Origin of the sequence: Bacillus sp. AR13-1 (assembly GCF_008042285.1) — a bacterium.
Taxonomy (GTDB): Bacteria; Bacillota; Bacilli; order Bacillales; family Bacillaceae_G; genus Bacillus_A; species Bacillus_A mycoides.
The window spans coordinates 107257-122959 of record NZ_QNUA01000005.1; the positions used below are offsets into that span (position 1 = coordinate 107257).

At 36.8% G+C, this 15703-nt stretch carries 15 protein-coding genes; 3 read left to right on the forward strand and 12 right to left on the reverse strand.

Annotation, left to right across the window (positions count from 1 at the left end):
* The first annotated feature begins 99 nt into the window (after positions 1–99).
* A complete protein-coding gene (locus DN408_RS02345; RefSeq protein WP_002129398.1) occupies positions 100–735 on the forward strand; it encodes a DUF1796 family putative cysteine peptidase in 636 nt (211 codons plus the stop codon).
* Between the two features lie 71 nt (positions 736–806).
* A complete protein-coding gene (locus tag DN408_RS02350) occupies positions 807–1241 on the forward strand; it encodes an NUDIX hydrolase (protein WP_050001021.1) in 435 nt (144 codons plus the stop codon).
* Positions 1242–1269: 28 nt separating this feature from the next.
* Here the strand turns inward: DN408_RS02350 and ackA are convergent, their stop codons facing one another.
* The 5 genes from ackA to DN408_RS02375 form a co-directional block, all read right to left on the reverse strand.
* Entirely contained in the window at positions 1270–2463 is a 1194-nt protein-coding gene (gene ackA, locus DN408_RS02355; protein ID WP_002129402.1) for an acetate kinase, read from the reverse strand.
* Positions 2464–2762: 299 nt separating this feature from the next.
* A complete protein-coding gene (locus DN408_RS02360) occupies positions 2763–3749 on the reverse strand; it encodes a class I SAM-dependent methyltransferase (protein WP_002088985.1) in 987 nt (328 codons plus the stop codon).
* 211 nt (positions 3750–3960) lie between these two features.
* Positions 3961–4461 carry a thiol peroxidase gene (tpx, locus tag DN408_RS02365; RefSeq protein ID WP_002015549.1) on the reverse strand — a complete coding sequence of 167 codons (501 nt, stop codon included), beginning with the start codon at positions 4459–4461 and terminating at the stop codon, positions 3961–3963.
* Positions 4462–4596: 135 nt separating this feature from the next.
* Positions 4597–4992, reverse strand: coding sequence for a GerW family sporulation protein (gene ytfJ / locus DN408_RS02370; RefSeq protein ID WP_000350005.1), 396 nt, complete (start codon positions 4990–4992; stop codon positions 4597–4599).
* Positions 4993–5004: 12 nt separating this feature from the next.
* Positions 5005–5643: a DUF2953 domain-containing protein gene (locus DN408_RS02375; RefSeq protein ID WP_147739947.1), complete on the reverse strand. Its 639-nt coding sequence runs from the start codon at positions 5641–5643 to the stop codon at positions 5005–5007.
* A gap of 205 nt (positions 5644–5848) precedes the next feature.
* On the opposite strand from DN408_RS02375, the gene DN408_RS02380 reads away from it, so the two are divergent.
* Positions 5849–6652 carry an NAD kinase gene (locus DN408_RS02380; RefSeq protein WP_002015552.1) on the forward strand — a complete coding sequence of 268 codons (804 nt, stop codon included), beginning with the start codon at positions 5849–5851 and terminating at the stop codon, positions 6650–6652.
* Positions 6653–6873: 221 nt separating this feature from the next.
* On the opposite strand, the gene DN408_RS02385 is transcribed toward DN408_RS02380, so the two are convergent.
* The 7 genes from DN408_RS02385 to ezrA form a co-directional block, all read right to left on the reverse strand.
* Positions 6874–8442 (reverse strand): amidohydrolase, encoded by a 1569-nt coding sequence (locus DN408_RS02385; protein ID WP_078177716.1) that lies wholly within the window; start codon positions 8440–8442, stop codon positions 6874–6876.
* Between the two features lie 88 nt (positions 8443–8530).
* The gene (locus DN408_RS02390) at positions 8531–8962 is read right to left on the reverse strand and encodes a VOC family protein (RefSeq protein WP_003191807.1); all 432 of its coding nucleotides are present in this window, start codon (positions 8960–8962) and stop codon (positions 8531–8533) included.
* A gap of 103 nt (positions 8963–9065) precedes the next feature.
* The gene (gene mbcS / locus DN408_RS02395) at positions 9066–10652 is read right to left on the reverse strand and encodes an acyl-CoA synthetase MbcS (RefSeq protein WP_002167572.1); all 1587 of its coding nucleotides are present in this window, start codon (positions 10650–10652) and stop codon (positions 9066–9068) included.
* Between the two features lie 212 nt (positions 10653–10864).
* Complete coding sequence (locus tag DN408_RS02400; RefSeq protein ID WP_000168891.1) at positions 10865–11059, reverse strand: alpha/beta-type small acid-soluble spore protein; 195 nt, start codon at positions 11057–11059, stop codon at positions 10865–10867.
* A gap of 79 nt (positions 11060–11138) precedes the next feature.
* Positions 11139–12353 (reverse strand): tRNA uracil 4-sulfurtransferase ThiI, encoded by a 1215-nt coding sequence (gene thiI, locus DN408_RS02405; protein ID WP_002129411.1) that lies wholly within the window; start codon positions 12351–12353, stop codon positions 11139–11141.
* A 6-nt stretch (positions 12354–12359) separates the two neighbouring features.
* Positions 12360–13502: a cysteine desulfurase family protein gene (locus DN408_RS02410; protein WP_002167571.1), complete on the reverse strand. Its 1143-nt coding sequence runs from the start codon at positions 13500–13502 to the stop codon at positions 12360–12362.
* A 426-nt stretch (positions 13503–13928) separates the two neighbouring features.
* On the reverse strand, positions 13929–15638 hold the full coding sequence (gene ezrA, locus DN408_RS02415) for a septation ring formation regulator EzrA (RefSeq protein WP_002129414.1): 1710 nt from the start codon (positions 15636–15638) through the stop codon (positions 13929–13931).
* Positions 15639–15703 lie beyond the last annotated feature (65 nt).

Sequence of the window (15703 nt, forward strand, 5' to 3'; positions counted from 1 at the left end):
ATATTTCTGCTTCTTCTTTGCAAATATGCTTGTCTATCTTTATTCACATACCATTTTTTAGTGACATAAAATATTAGCAAAAAGGATGAGATGAATCACATGAATCTATCCAATATAAAAAAAGAATATAATGCAGTATTCAGCTTAGGACAAAACTGCTGGCCTGCTTGGGCTTTATATCAATTCGAATTATCACCATTTTTTGGTGTTATCGATTTTATGCTAAGCCCTTCATTAGAAAAAGTGAATTTATTATTACAAAATCGATTTGACCGTTTTTTACAGTTCGAAAACTTATCCTTCATCTCATTTTGGGATGATGATGCGAAATTAAGACTCCGTGACAACCTATATGAAATCGACTCCTGTCACGACTTTAAAACAGATGTAAACACACCAACATCCTGGCCTTCTTATACAGAAATTAAGTTAAACTATGAGCATCGAATTAATCGTTTTCTAACTACAATCGAAACGGCAGAATCCACATTGTTTATTCGAACGGGAGGAACATACGAAGAAGCACGTTCCTTGGAACAAATTTTATCTCAAATAGTTAAACATACATTCTCTGTCCTATTACTCATTCCTGAAGATGTACCAACTATCGCCCAAGAAGATTGGGGATTACAAAATATTTGTGTTATAAAATGCCCAGTGATGGATATATACCAGTACAATGAAGCATTTTGGAATGACTTATTTAATGGCATCACAATTCGGCCAAACGCTTAAATACACGTCACCTTTTATCACACCCTGCCTTATAATCATCCTTATACAAAATAAATAAGGAGTGATTATATATGTATCCACGTGCAAAAGCTTTTGGCATCGCTATACATCACGGTCGCCTTCTCGTACAAGAATATCATACAGGCGATGAAACATATTACCGACCTCTTGGCGGATCAATTGAACTTGGTGAAAAATCAGCACATACTGTTATTCGCGAATTTCAAGAAGAGCTTCACACAGAAGTGGAAATCACCAATTATTTAGGCTGCTTAGAAAACATCTTTCATCTAGATGGAGAAATTGGTCATGAAATCATTCAGCTATATTCTTTACGCTTATTAGACATGTCACTATATGAAATGGAAATACTGAATATATCAGATGAACAAACACTGTCATATGCAAAATGGATTTCCCTCACTGCATTCATTCAAAAAGAAAAATTACTATATCCGGATGGAATTTTGAAATATATCCAAAAGAAAAAAGACGAGATCCTATAGGATCTCGTCTTTTTTTTCATATAGTATATTAACCAATATCTCCAAGACGTAATACGTCACGAGCAATCATAACTTCTTCGTCAGTTGGAATTACGATAATTTTTACTGGAGAGTGTGGGAAGCTGATGAATGCTTCTTCACCGAATACGTTATTGCGTTTTACGTCGAAGTATACGCCCATGTACTCAAGGCCTTCTAATACGCGCTCACGAATAATTGCACTGTTTTCACCTACACCAGCTGTAAAGATGATAGCGTCAACGCCTTTCATACGAGCTGTGTAAGAACCGATGTATTTATGGATACGGCTCACGAACACGTCAAGTGCTACTTTCGCACGGTGGTCGCCTTCTTCTTCTTTCGCAATGATGTCACGTAGGTCACTAGAGTAACCAGTAAGACCTAACATACCACTCTTCTTGTTTAATACGCTAACTACTTCTTCTACAGTTTGGCCTGTTTTTTCCATGATGTATGGAATTAACGCAGGGTCAATGTTACCAGAACGTGTACCCATTGTTACACCAGCAAGTGGAGTGAAGCCCATAGAAGTATCGATAGACTTACCACCTTCTACTGCTGCGATACTTGCACCGTTACCTAAGTGACAAGAAAGTAGGCTTAAGCTTTCAAGTGGACGACCTAATAATTCAGCCGCACGCTCTGTTACGTATTTATGAGAAGTTCCGTGGAAACCGTATTTACGGATGCCAAATTTCTCATAGTATTCATATGGTAAGCTGTATAGGAATGCAGATTCCGGCATTGTTTGGTGGAATGCTGTATCAAATACTGCTACTGCTGGTACGTTTGGTAGTACTTCTTGGAATGCTTTAATACCAACAAGGTTTGCTGGGTTGTGAAGTGGTGCTAAATCGCTTAATTCTTCGATATCAGCTAATACTTCAGCATCAATTAAAACAGAATCAGCAAATTTTTCGCCGCCGTGTACAACACGGTGACCGATACCGCCAATCTCATCAAGAGATTTTACGATTCCGTTTTCAGTTAATTTCTTAAGAAGCATGTTAACTGCTACTGCATGATCTGGGATGTTTGTAATTTCTTTTTGTTTTTCGCCATCTACAGTAATAGTGAAGATACTATCTTCTAAACCGATACGTTCTACTAAACCTTTTGTTAATACTGTTTCACTTGGCATTTCAAATAATTGGAACTTTAAGGAAGAGCTTCCTGCGTTAATCGCGATGATTTTTGACATCTAGTCTTTCGCCCCTTTTTCTCTTGGTAGTTGTGTGGATCATTCCACAAACCGCTCGATTTTATCTAATTAAATTCACTCATTATGAAAACGTTTCATCATTAGTAAATTTTATACTCACGATTTTAATTTAAACATCGTCCGACATATATTTCAAGTGAAAAAATTATAACACCAAGAAAAAAAATATATTACAGATTTCAAAAAAATTCAGTTAAATCTTGTATATATTAAAAAACATTACATATCCTATAAAACTGTACTACATTAATTACTAACCCTGTTACATATATATCGTATTATTTATGTGTTGCAAACCAAGTATTCAATTGATCCATAATGTTCTCCATAGCCTTCATGTTAGAGAATTTAGGTAATTCCACTAGTAGTGCCTGTTTCGGCATTGTTACACCTTGGCCTTTCTTTTGGAGAACAAATATACTTTTTGCATTTTTCTCGTTTTTAAACATGGAAACAGGAAGCTGTAATAATCCTTGAATAAAGCATGTCTCTTTAATGAATGCATGTAGCTTTGGCGCTTGATCACTTTCAAAAATGAAGTTTGGTACTAAGAAGAATAAATACCCGCCTTCTTTCGTATGTTTCACACTTTGTTCAATAAATAAGTGATGTGCATATGACATTCCTTCATCTGCTTTTAATGTATATTCACTTGCAACAATTTCATTTGGATAATAACCAATTGGTAAATCTGAAACGACTGCATCAACTGGATCAATATAAAGTGGTGCTAGTCCATCTTGGTGGAAGAATTCGATTGCATGCTTTTGTAAATTTGCATTTACTAAAGCAAGTTTAATTAACACCTCATCCACTTCTACACCAAATCCACTCATTGTTAGTTCTTCTTTGGCGCTATTAAACAATGTAGTCATTAAGTTACCAGTTCCAATTGCAGGGTCTAAAACAGTAATTTCTTTTTGACCTTGCATAAATTTATGGAATAAGTAGCTCATGAACATTCCAACTGCATCTGGCGTCATTTCGTGATTCGCTTGTACGCCCTCTTTCATTCCTTTTAAAATGGCTAGCTGAAATGCTTTACGAATTTCTTCCCCTTTATATGTTTCTTCATTAAACGTACTATATTCACGATTCAACCTTTCAATTGTTGATTCGGATAATTCCTCTTGTAAAATCGCTCCTTCAAACAAGTTATCACCTGTTTCTACAAGCGCCTCTAAATATGTTACATCTAATTCTTTACGTAAAACTACCGTAGAAGAATCAAAAATAGAAAATAATGTTTCTACTGCCTGACTCACGTACATTCCTCCTTCTCTCTTTTACACATAACTTATATCATACCATAATCTAAATTTTTCCCAAAAGAAAAAGCGACCTCTTGCAAAGAGCTCCCCTTCAAGTTGTTTATGATGTAACGTCTTTTCTCATGTATTGGTTCAGTTAACAATACATGAGAAAAGACGACCTCTTCTAAAGTAAAACTTTAATGAGAGGTCGTCTTCATTTACATTACTTCGCAGATTTAGCTGCTTCTAATGCTGCTTCATAGTTTGGATGGCTTGTACCTTCGCCTACGTATTCTGCGTAAACTACTTTGTCATTGCTATCTACTACGAATACTGCACGAGCAAGTAAACGAAGTTCTTTCATTACTAAGCCGTAAGCTTCACCGAATGAAAGGTCACGGTGATCAGAAAGTGTTACAACATTTTCTAAACCGTTTGCTGCACACCAGCGTTTTTGAGCGAATGGTAAATCAGCGCTAATTGTTAATACTTTCGCGTTTTCAATACCTGCTGCATCTTCGTTAAAACGACGAGTTTGTGCATCACATACACCTGTGTCGATTGAAGGTACAACACTAATTAATTTCACTTCACCTTTGTATGTTTCTAAACTTACTGGAGATAAGTCATTTGCTAATACTTGGAAGTTAGGCGCTTGATCGCCAACTTTAACTTCTGTTCCAACTAAAGTCATTGGGTTACCTTTAAAAGTTACATTTGCCACTTAAAAATCCTCCCTTATTTTAAACAAAATATGTACAATGTAAATGATAGTTTGTCCCTATCGATAATGCAAATAAAATCGCTTTATTTACAAAAAAATTAAAGAAGCTAATCCACTGATCAGCTTCTTTATTCGTTAAATTTGAAATTCAGGATCATCTTCTTTTCGTTTATCCATCATTTCTTTCACTTTATCAACAGCTTGTGGCGCTAATTCAATTATTTTATCGATGACGTGTGTTTGCTTATCTAAGTGTAATACTTTCACACCTTCTCCATTTATAACAAGAAAGGCAACAGGATTAATAGAAACTCCTCCACCACTTCCCCCGCCAAATGGATGACGGCCTGAATGTTCTACTTTACCAAATTCACTTCCACCAGCAGCAAATCCAAAACTGACTTTCGAAACTGTAAGAATTACACTTCCATCTGCCGCTTTAATTGGGTCACCAACAATTGTATTTACATCAGTCATTTGTTTTAAATGCTGCATTGCGGTTGTCATTAAACCTTGAATTGGATGGTCCATTCTATATCCCCCCTATGCTTGAACAGATTTTTCTGTCATACCAGATTTTTGCTTTCTCATAAACATGAGTAATTTTATCGCTGTTTTTACAGTACGGAATATACGAAAAGATGCTGTTAACTCGCATCTTGATGCAAATCCCTTTCCTTGAAAAACAGGAGTAATTTCAAATTCTGGTACGTCGACAATATGCATATATTGTCCTACAACTCCAGCAGCCATTCCTTTTGTCCCCCATGCATATCCAGTGATAATTCCAGTACTAGCCGCGTCGCCTGCTCCAATTTGCGTATGCCATTTCCAACCATTGATTTTCACTCTTTTGAGAAAATCTTTAACAATAGTATGAACGTCTTGAAGCTTTTTTATCAGTTCCCCTATACTATCGAGTTGTGCCATAATTTTATTATCTATTCCGCCGTCCTCTTCAGCTTTTTTAATTTTTTGTCCTGTCTTCTTCTGCTGTTTTTCAATTCTTTCCAATACATCAAACGTATATCGAATCATCCATATTTTCACTTGAAACAAACATTGTTTTTCCATTTCTGAATATAAAAACGTCACCTTAAGCGATATTTTCGATAATAGTATAAGCAAAATAAAAAGTAGAAGAATTATCATTCCAATTACGAGCCACTTCATTCGTACCATCCTTTCACTCCATACCCATTATCGACAAGTTTATTCATCATTAAACAGACTTTGATAAAATTGAATATAAAAATTTTTCTAAAAATAAAAAGGAATTTTGACAATTTATATCGAAATATACTATTTGAACATATCATCCAGAAACATACTCTGACGATATGTAGCACTAAGACTAGAAAATTTGACTGCAGTGGAGGGATACATAATGGCAAATCGTCGCAATTTATTTTTCTTTTATGGTGATGACAAAGTAACGCTCGTTGAAAAAATGAAACCAGTATATCGTATTTTAGAGGAGAATGGATTTACCATATTAGATCATCCAAAAAATGCAAACGCTATCGTCAGCGTTGGAGATGATGGGACTTTCTTACAAGCCGTTCGTAAAACCGGCTTTAGAGAAGATTGCTTATACGCAGGTATTTCTACGAAAGATGAAATTTCTTTCTACTGCGATTTCCACATCGATCACGTTGATACAGCCCTTCAAGAAATCACAAAAAACGAAATTGAAGTGCGAAAATATCCAACAATTAAAGTAGATGTAGATCACGGTACATCTTTCCATTGTTTAAATGAATTCACATTACGCTCTAGTATCATTAAAACATTTGTCGTAGATGTACACGTCGACAATTTACATTTCGAAACCTTTAGAGGTGATGGATTAGTTATCTCCACACCAACAGGAAGTACCGCTTACAATAAATCATTACATGGTGCAGTTGTCGATCCACTTATCCCATGTTTCCAAGTAAGCGAACTAGCATCTTTAAATAACAACACATACCGTACACTCGGGTCACCGTTCCTTTTAAATCACGAGCGTACGTTAACTTTAACACTTAAACCAGATGGAAATGATTATCCTGTTATCGGAATGGATAACGAAGCACTTAGCATTAAACAAGTGGAAAAAGCCGTTGTTCGTTTAAGCGATAAACAAATTAAAACTGTTAAATTAAAAAACAACTCTTTCTGGGAAAAAGTACAGAGAACGTTTTTATAGTAATCAAAAAACCCTCGAATTATGGAATTTCCATAATTCGAGGGTTTTTTATTTATCAAATGCAACTTGACGCTGTTTCACAAAACATTTTGGAACAGGACAACAGTATATGAAATTATATCAACGATTTTACCCAAAATATCAATTTACCGACATCATCAACCTATCTAAAAAGAGGAAGCAGCACCAAAATGTATTTTCGGAGCCGCTCCCTCAAATTTTTAGACGTCTTTTCTATAAACAATCTTCCCATCAATGACGGTCATTTCTGCCTGTACTTCTTTTATTTCTTCCGCCTCAATTTCAAAAATATTGCGGTCTAATATCGTAAAGTCTGCTTCATATCCTTTTGTAATTTGTCCTCGCTTTCCTTCTTTTCCAATTGCATACGCACTTCCTGTTGTAAATAAAGAAACAGCCTCATATACCGTTAATCTTTCTTCTGGGATATAACATACACCATCAATAAAACTTCTACGTGTAACAGCACTATATATACCTAAAAACGGATTCACTTGTTCAATTGGAGCATCAGAGCCTCCATTACAGTGTAATCCTGCATCCAGTAACTTCTTCCAAGCATACGCATAACGAAGACGATGGTCTCCTAGTTTTTCAATCACTGATGGAAAATCCGATGAAACAAAGACTGGTTGAATATCAATAATAGCTGGCAATTGTTTCATTCTTTCAATCAACTCTTCACGAGCTAGCTGACAATGAATAATACGGTCACGTAATCCTTCTGCTGGTGGATGTAATTCAAGCGCATCAATGACATATTCAAGCGATAAATCACCAATTGTATGAATCGCAACTGGCATATGTAAATCTCGTGCTTTTTTCACTAAACCTGCAAGCTCTTCACGTGAGAAAATGGCAACTCCATTTGTTTCCTTCGCATCTTCATACGGTTCACTTAATAAAGCTGTTCTTCCGCCAAAAGAGCCGTCAGAAAAAATTTTCATCGCACCAAATTCAATATAGTGCTCATTTTCATATTCTTTTCGTTCATTCGCTACTTCATGGTGAACGAGTAAATGCGCTTTAAACCGCATTTCTTTTATAACGTGTGAAAACGCATTGTACGTTTTTTGAAAGCCGCCATAATAATTTAAGTCTTCCGTATGTCCGCCAACGAGTCCGTATTGCCAGCAGTCTGAAATCGCTGTTTGCAGCGCACTTTGCAAATACACTCCATCTATTTCGGGCTGAACATGTTTAATTAACTCTTGTCCTTGCTCATATAAAAGTCCTGTTAAATTATTTGACGCATCACGGCCAATTTTCCCGCCCTTTGGATCTTGCGTCGCTTCTGTTATGTTCGCTTCTTGCAATATGTATGAATTCACCCATGTCACGTGACGACAAACACGCTTTAATAAAATCGGATGTTCTTTAGAGATTTCATCTAAATCACGTACATGAACTTGTTTTGTACCTGTAAAATTATTTTCATTCCATCCTTCTCCGATAATCCAAGATCCTTTTGGCGCTTCTTCTACGCGCTTCTGAACAAGAGTAAGTACTTCGCTATAAGATTTGCAATTTGATAGATCTAGACGAAGTAACCTCTCCCCATGCCCAATAAGATGCATATGGCTATCAACCAGCCCTGGAATCATCGTTTTCCCTTTTAAGTCATATAACTTCACTTCTGAATATCGGTTTTCTAACTCTTCTTTATTCCCTATATCAACAATGACGCCATTTTCAACGTAAGTAGCTTCTACTTTTTCATTCTCTTCTCGCATAGTGTAAATGGTGCCGCCATACCAAATTTCTCCCATATACTCATCCCCCTTTTCCCTTTAGTCTACGAAATTCATTCGTATAAAAAAAGCACCATTTCGATTAAAAATGGTACTTTTCCAAAAATTAATTTTGTTCAGTAGGATTCGTTGTAATTTGCCATTCAATGCTAAATTTATCTTTTACTTGTCCGTAAGCTGGGCTCCAGAAAGTTTCTTGAAGTGGCATAATAACTTCTCCACCTTCTTGTAACTTATCGAATACTTCTTTCGCTTTTTCTGCATTACTAATTCGAACTGCAATTGTCACTTGAGATCCAATCGTATGCCCCTGACCTGGGAATGTATCAGAAATCATAAGTTCCGTATTACCAATTTTCAAATGAGCATGTGCAACGCGCTCTTTCGCTTCAGCTGGAATTGGGTATTCTGGATTTTCAGGCATCTCACCAAAAGTTTGCATTACTTCTACTTTTGCGTCTAACGCCTCTTTATAAAGCTGTACAGCCTCTTGCCCACCACCATCTAAAACTAAGTACGGATTAATACCTAAAATCATACGGACACCTCTTTTTTTAATTTATAAAATCGAACTTATGTTCGTTTTTATAATATCATACATTTAACATTTCATTCAACTATTTACTTCACTATTTTCAAAATTATTTTGAAGGCAGCTCCATCTCTTGTTTTCTAAGTTCAATACGGCGAATTTTTCCGGAAATCGTTTTTGGTAGTTCATCTACAAATTCAATTTTGCGAGGGTATTTATATGGTGCAGTCAATTCTTTGACGTGTTGTTGGAGCACTGGAATTAATGTTTCTTCGTTCTTGTCTATATTCTCTCTTAATACGATAAATGCCTTCACGACACTTCCGCGAATTTCATCAGGGCTTGCGACAACCGCACATTCTCTTACATATGGATGTTTTACAAGTGCATCTTCGACTTCAAACGGTCCGATTGTATAACCAGAGCTAATAATAATATCATCACCGCGACCTTCAAACCAAAAATAGCCTTCTTCATCTTTTTTCGCTTTATCACCGGTAATATAATAATCACCGCGGAATTGCATCGCTGTGCGCTCATCGTCTTTATAATATTGTTTAAAGAGTGCTGGTGTTTCAATGTGAACTGCAATATCACCAACTTCTCCTACCTGTACAGGAGTTCCTTCTTCATTTACGATATCAACATGGTTTCCTGGCGTCGGTTTTCCCATTGATCCTGGTCTAATGTCCATCCCTTTCATTATCCCAACGAGTAATGTGTTTTCCGTTTGCCCATAACCGTCTCTTACCGTAATATCAAAATGCCTTTGGAACGTTTCAATAACTTCCCTGTTTAACGGCTCACCAGCTGATACAGCGCTATGTAACGCTTCTAAATTGTACTCACTTAAATTTTCTACCTTTGCCATTAATCTATACTCAGTCGGCGTACAACAAAGCACATTCACCTTATTATCGCCTAATAAATTTAAATACGTTTTTGGTTCAAACTTACCATTGTATACAAATCCTGTTGCACCTGAACCGAGAGTCGCTACAAACGGGCTCCAAATCCATTTTTGCCAACCTGGACTAGCCGTTGCCCATACAACATCTTCTTCTTCGATTCCGAGCCAGTTCGGGGCGCTTGTACGTAAATGAGCGTATGCCCATGCATGCGTATGAACAACTCCTTTTGGATTTCCTGTCGTCCCTGACGTATAAGATAAAAAGACCATATCTTCTTTATCCGTCTTCGCCATTTCTAACGTATCACTTTCCGTTTCTAATGCTGTTTTTAAATTCGTCCATCCATCTACTGAACGCTCGCTCAAAACGAATTTTTGAAGAGATTCGACCGCTTCTACGCCGTCGAATTGTCCAATATACGGTTCGTAACTTACAATTGCTTTCACTTCTCCGTGCCCAATACGGTACTCAATATCTTTTTTACGCAACATTTCTGAGCTTGGAATAACGACAAATCCTGCTTTAATCGCAGCAATATACGTCATGTAAGCTTCAATTAAGCGCGGCATCATAATAAGGAGCTTGTCCCCTTTTTGTAAGCCACTTTTTATAAAAGCGTTTCCAATTTTATTCGCACCTTGCATTAATTCAAAATATGTAATCTCTCGTCTATTCCCTTTATCATCTTGCCAAATTAAAGCAAGCTTCTCTTTATCACTCGTATATTTCTCTATTTCCGAAACTAAATTATAAGACGGCGGCGCTAACAATTCCTCTCTCTTCATATAACATCCTCCTTTATTTCTATGCCTCCCTTATATAATAAAGAATTTTCAGTAAATTTTGAACCCTCTTCTTTTGACAATTTTTTTATATTTATGTCGAAATGATGTATGAATGTATAGCGACGATGTTTTTAACATAACGATTCACTGGCAAATAACGACAAAAAGAAAGAGCGGGAGAACCCGCTCTTTCTAAGCCATCGTATATGGGATTATTTTTGGTAACCGCCTAATTGTTGCTCAGCTAGTGAAACTAGACGTTTAGTAATTTCGCCACCAACAGATCCGTTAGCGCGAGATGTTGCATCAGCTCCAAGTTGAACACCAAACTCTTGAGCGATTTCGTATTTCATTTGATCTAATGCTGCTTGAGCACCAGATACTGCTAATTTATTTGTGCTTGCCATGTTGTATCACCTCCTTGTGAGTATAGAGTGTGATAAACAACATGACTTCATGCACATTTGAATGTGGTAATTTATGGGTTTAGAAAAGTTCTTCGAATTTTTCTTCTTCAGCCACTACTTCTACTGTTTGTAATACCATTGTTTCTTTGTTCTCTACAGCCTCTTCAATTAACGGCGCGAAATCGTACTTCGCTTCAAAACGATTTGCTTTCTCACGCTTCGGTTTCGTCGATGGACTTGCTGGTGTAAATACTGTACAGCAGTCTTCATATGGACGAATTGAAATATCATACGTTCCAATTTCTTTTGCAATTTTAATAATTTCTAATTTATCCATCGTAATAAGCGGACGAATAACAGGATAGTTTGTCACTTCGTTAATCGTATGCATACTATCTAACGTTTGGCTCGCTACTTGTCCAAGACTTTCACCAGTCGTAATTGCAAGTGCATTACGCTCCTCTGCAATACGCTCTGTAATACGCATCATCATACGACGCATAACTGTCATAGAATAGCTAGATGGAATTTCTTTATTAATCGTTTTTTGCACTTCAGTAAATGGAACAAGGTGAAGTGTTACACGTTTACAGTATTTCGTTAACTCTTGTGCTAAATCGATTACTTTTTGTTTCGCGCGCTCGCTTGTGAAAGGTGGACTATGGAAGTGAACTGCTTCCACAGATACGCCGCGTTTCATCGTTAAGTAAGTTGCTACCGGGCTATCGATACCACCAGAAAGAAGTACCATTACTTTTCCGCCAACACCAACTGGTAAACCGCCAGCTCCCATGTGCTCACCACACATAATATAGCTGTAACCACTGCGAATTTCTATACGTACATTCACATCTGGATTATGAACATCTACTGTGATATCCTCTGTATTTTCTAAAATGTGCCCACCGATTTCTGGAAGTAACTCCATCGTCTTCATTGGGAAGCGCTTATCAGAGCGGTGCACTGTAATTTTAAATGTTTTCACATCACCTTTTACTTGTAAGAAAGCTGCTAATGCACCTTTTTTAATATCTTCTAATTCTGATGGTACTTTCATTGCTAAGTTAAACTTATGAATACCAAATACATCTTTCAATCTTTCAGAAATTGCTTCATGGTCTTCACCATTTAACTGAATGTACATACGATCATGTGTTGCATCAATTTTAATGTTTGGGAATTTTTTTAATTTGAATTTCACATTATCTTTTAACGTACTTACAAACTTAGAACGGTTCTTTCCTTTTGTCGTCATTTCTCCATAACGAACTAAAATATATTCATATGTCATCATATTTCTTTACCTCATCACTTCATATAATTTTGGCATCGTCTCTTTAACAATACCTTCAAATTGTTTTACTTCTTCCATCGTGTTGTCTGGTGCTAGACTAATGCGAATCGCACTTGTAGCTGCGGCGTGCGGTACTCCCATTGCCACTAGTACTCTGCTCACTTCATTTGCTTTTGAAGAACAAGCAGACTTCGTCGATACATATACACCATGCTCTTCTAAAGCATGAACGACTACTTCTGGTTTTAAACCGACAAATGATACATTTAAAATGTGCGGTGCCGCATATTCAAGTGATGTATTAATCGTTACAGTTTCCATCTCTTTAAAGAAACGGACCAGCTCTGTTTGTAAATTTTGCAAATGAACTATCTTTTCTTTCACTTGTTCCATCGTCATACGAAGTGCTTTCACCATCGCTACAATACCAGGTAAATTTTCTGTACCTGAACGATACTTGAGCTCTTGTTGACCACCTGATAAGATTGGATCTAATCTTACACCATCACGTACGTAAAGAAGACCTGTCCCCTTTACGCTATGAAATTTATGTCCAGATATTGAACAAAGGTCAATATGAGAAGCGTATAAATCAAGTGGTACTTTTCCTATCCCTTGTACATGGTCCACGTGGAATCTTATTTTCGGATAGTTCGTTAATAATGTTCCAATTTCAGCAACGGGCTGAATCGCTCCAGTCTCGTTGTTCACGTGAATAATTGACACAAGAATCGTATCTTCACGAAGTGCTCGTTTTAGATCTTCTACCGATACAACACCGTGCTCGTTAACCGGTAAATACGTTACATCAAAACCGAGATCTTCTAATTGTTTATATGCTTCAAACACAGACGCGTGTTCAATATTTGTTGTAATGATATGTTTGCCGCGCGAACGATTCCTCATCGCTATCCCTTTAATCGCAAGGTTATTCCCTTCCGTTCCACCTGATGTGAAAATAATTTCAGAAGGTTTAACGTGAAGGAGCTGTGCCGCAATCGTTCTCGATTGTGTTAATAGACGCTCTGCCTCTCCTCCAAGCGAGTGGATAGAAGAAGGATTACCAAAATATTTCCCTGCAACCGTTACGTACGATTGAAGCGCTTCTGGATATGGCTTCGTCGTCGCACTATTATCAAAATAGATCATCGTTCTTCCCCTTTCAGCGCTATCACATCATATAATCATATCACAAATACGTGTAATTACGCTAAGACTACTCAAAGGTTCCGTTTTTATATAAAAGTGTACATTTCCCCCGGCCATTTGCAGGCATACTGAGTGGTGAAGATTAATAATCAGTGGTGGATGAAACCCCATCACTTATGGTTTCACTTTATCCCGCATTAACGGGCAGTAAGACTCCCACCTCAAAATTCAGCTGGAGCAAAGAAGTTAGGTGGGAAATCCACTGCCCGTAAATGCCCAATTGGTTCAACTAATAATCAGTGGGGGGATGGCCCCCCTCCCACTGATTAAAGTTTCACTTTATTTTGAAACGAACAACCTTACTGTATTCCGCTATTCATTATAGCAACATCGACTTCAAAATTACACAAAAAAACAAACCCTTTATTAAAGGGTTTGCTCATTGTCTACATATTCAGCTATTTTTTGAACAACACCAGGTTCAAGTTGCTCTAATATAGAAGCCGCTTGTTCTAAAGCTGCATCGTATTGATATTCACGGAATAATTTCTCCGCATAATTTAAGCTTTCTGCAAGATTCTCATCATGACTGCGGTATCGGTTACCGTATTGAATTAGTTTTTCAACTAAATAAGCTTGTCCAATTAATTCTTCTGTCATTTCAGATACACCATTCACAACTGTGTATGCTTCTTCTAAACTGCTATTTACAGTATTCATATTTAACGGCTTTACTTCTAATTGCTCATATACAGCCTGCATCGCCATTTGCCCTTTTTGTAAATCTTCCATAATACTCTCTGGAAGACCTGGTAAATTCGACTTTTGCATAAAACGTTTCGTCTCAAAAATTGTATTTCGCATTTCTTGTAACTTCTCACGTGCTTCAAATTCTTCTTTGCGCATCGTTTGCAGCATTTCTTTATATTCTGCATGAAGTACTTTTAAAGTTTCACATTGCTCATAAACCTCTTCTAGTTCCTCACGAATAATAGAGAATGCAATATCTTGTTCAGCAACGCGTATTTGTAACACTTCAAAACGTTTCATTAAAATATGCATTTGCTTTTCAATTACTTTTTGTGACTCAATATCTTTGTCTTGTAATTGATAACTTTGTTTCACAAGTTGTGTTTCTATTTTCGTTTCAATTGTTTCTGTACGAATTTCTTCTAAATCTTCATAAACAGACAGTGTTTTTTGCTCCACATAATGTTTCGCATGCACTTCTTGTTCAAGTTGATCATAAAAACTGTCTAAACGAGTTTTTAAGTTCTCTACTTTTTCTGCTGCTTCTGTTATATGAAGTTCCTGTATATCCATTAAACATGTGTGTAGTTGTGTCGTCATATCGCGGACTTCTTTAGGGATTTCCAAATACTCTAATACATAGCCTTGTCTTATCATATCATCATGACCTTGTAATAAATCTTCCAGCTGAACTGGTAATGTCGCTTGACACTCTACCAATAAATCCGGAATTTGATGAATAACGATTTCTAAACTTGCTAAACCTTCTTCTAAACTAATAACAATTTCTCTCGCTTTTAAATAATCACCATTATCTGTTGCCTCTTCAAAAGTTTTGAACTTCTCGGATTCAACATCTAACATCTCTTCAATTTTTTGCTCAGCTGCTCCATACATGTGTCGATGAGCAAGAACGCTCTTTTTCATACTACGATATGTATCACGTAACCCTTCAATTTCCGCGCTATTTTTCTCATGGCTTTCTAACAGTTGCTGTAATTCATTTAAAATGTCTGTAATACGATTATCAGCGTCATCTAAACCACTTATGGATTCTTTCATCGCATGCTTTGCTTTGCGGAAGGAGAATTGCGAGGCGAATTTTCGCGCTTGCCCTAAATCTTTTTCAGCTTTCGGAAGAGTTGTTGATACAATTTCATCCCACTCTTCACGCCATTTACCAAACAGCTCTTCCGTTTGACCTGTCATATTTAAATCTTTTACCCGCTTTAGTTCATCTGCCACAGGTTTATCTTTTATCTCTTGTTTCCACTGCTCCAGTGCTTCAATATCTTTATATGAACGATTTCTTATCACAAGCTCTATCATGAGCAGCACTAGAATAGAGCTTACTACAATGATAACGATCGTCAGGATAGAATCCATGCAAAAAAGCCTCCTAGTTATATCTCTTTTTTTGTCCGTTCCGTTTATGAAATGGAAGGCATTAT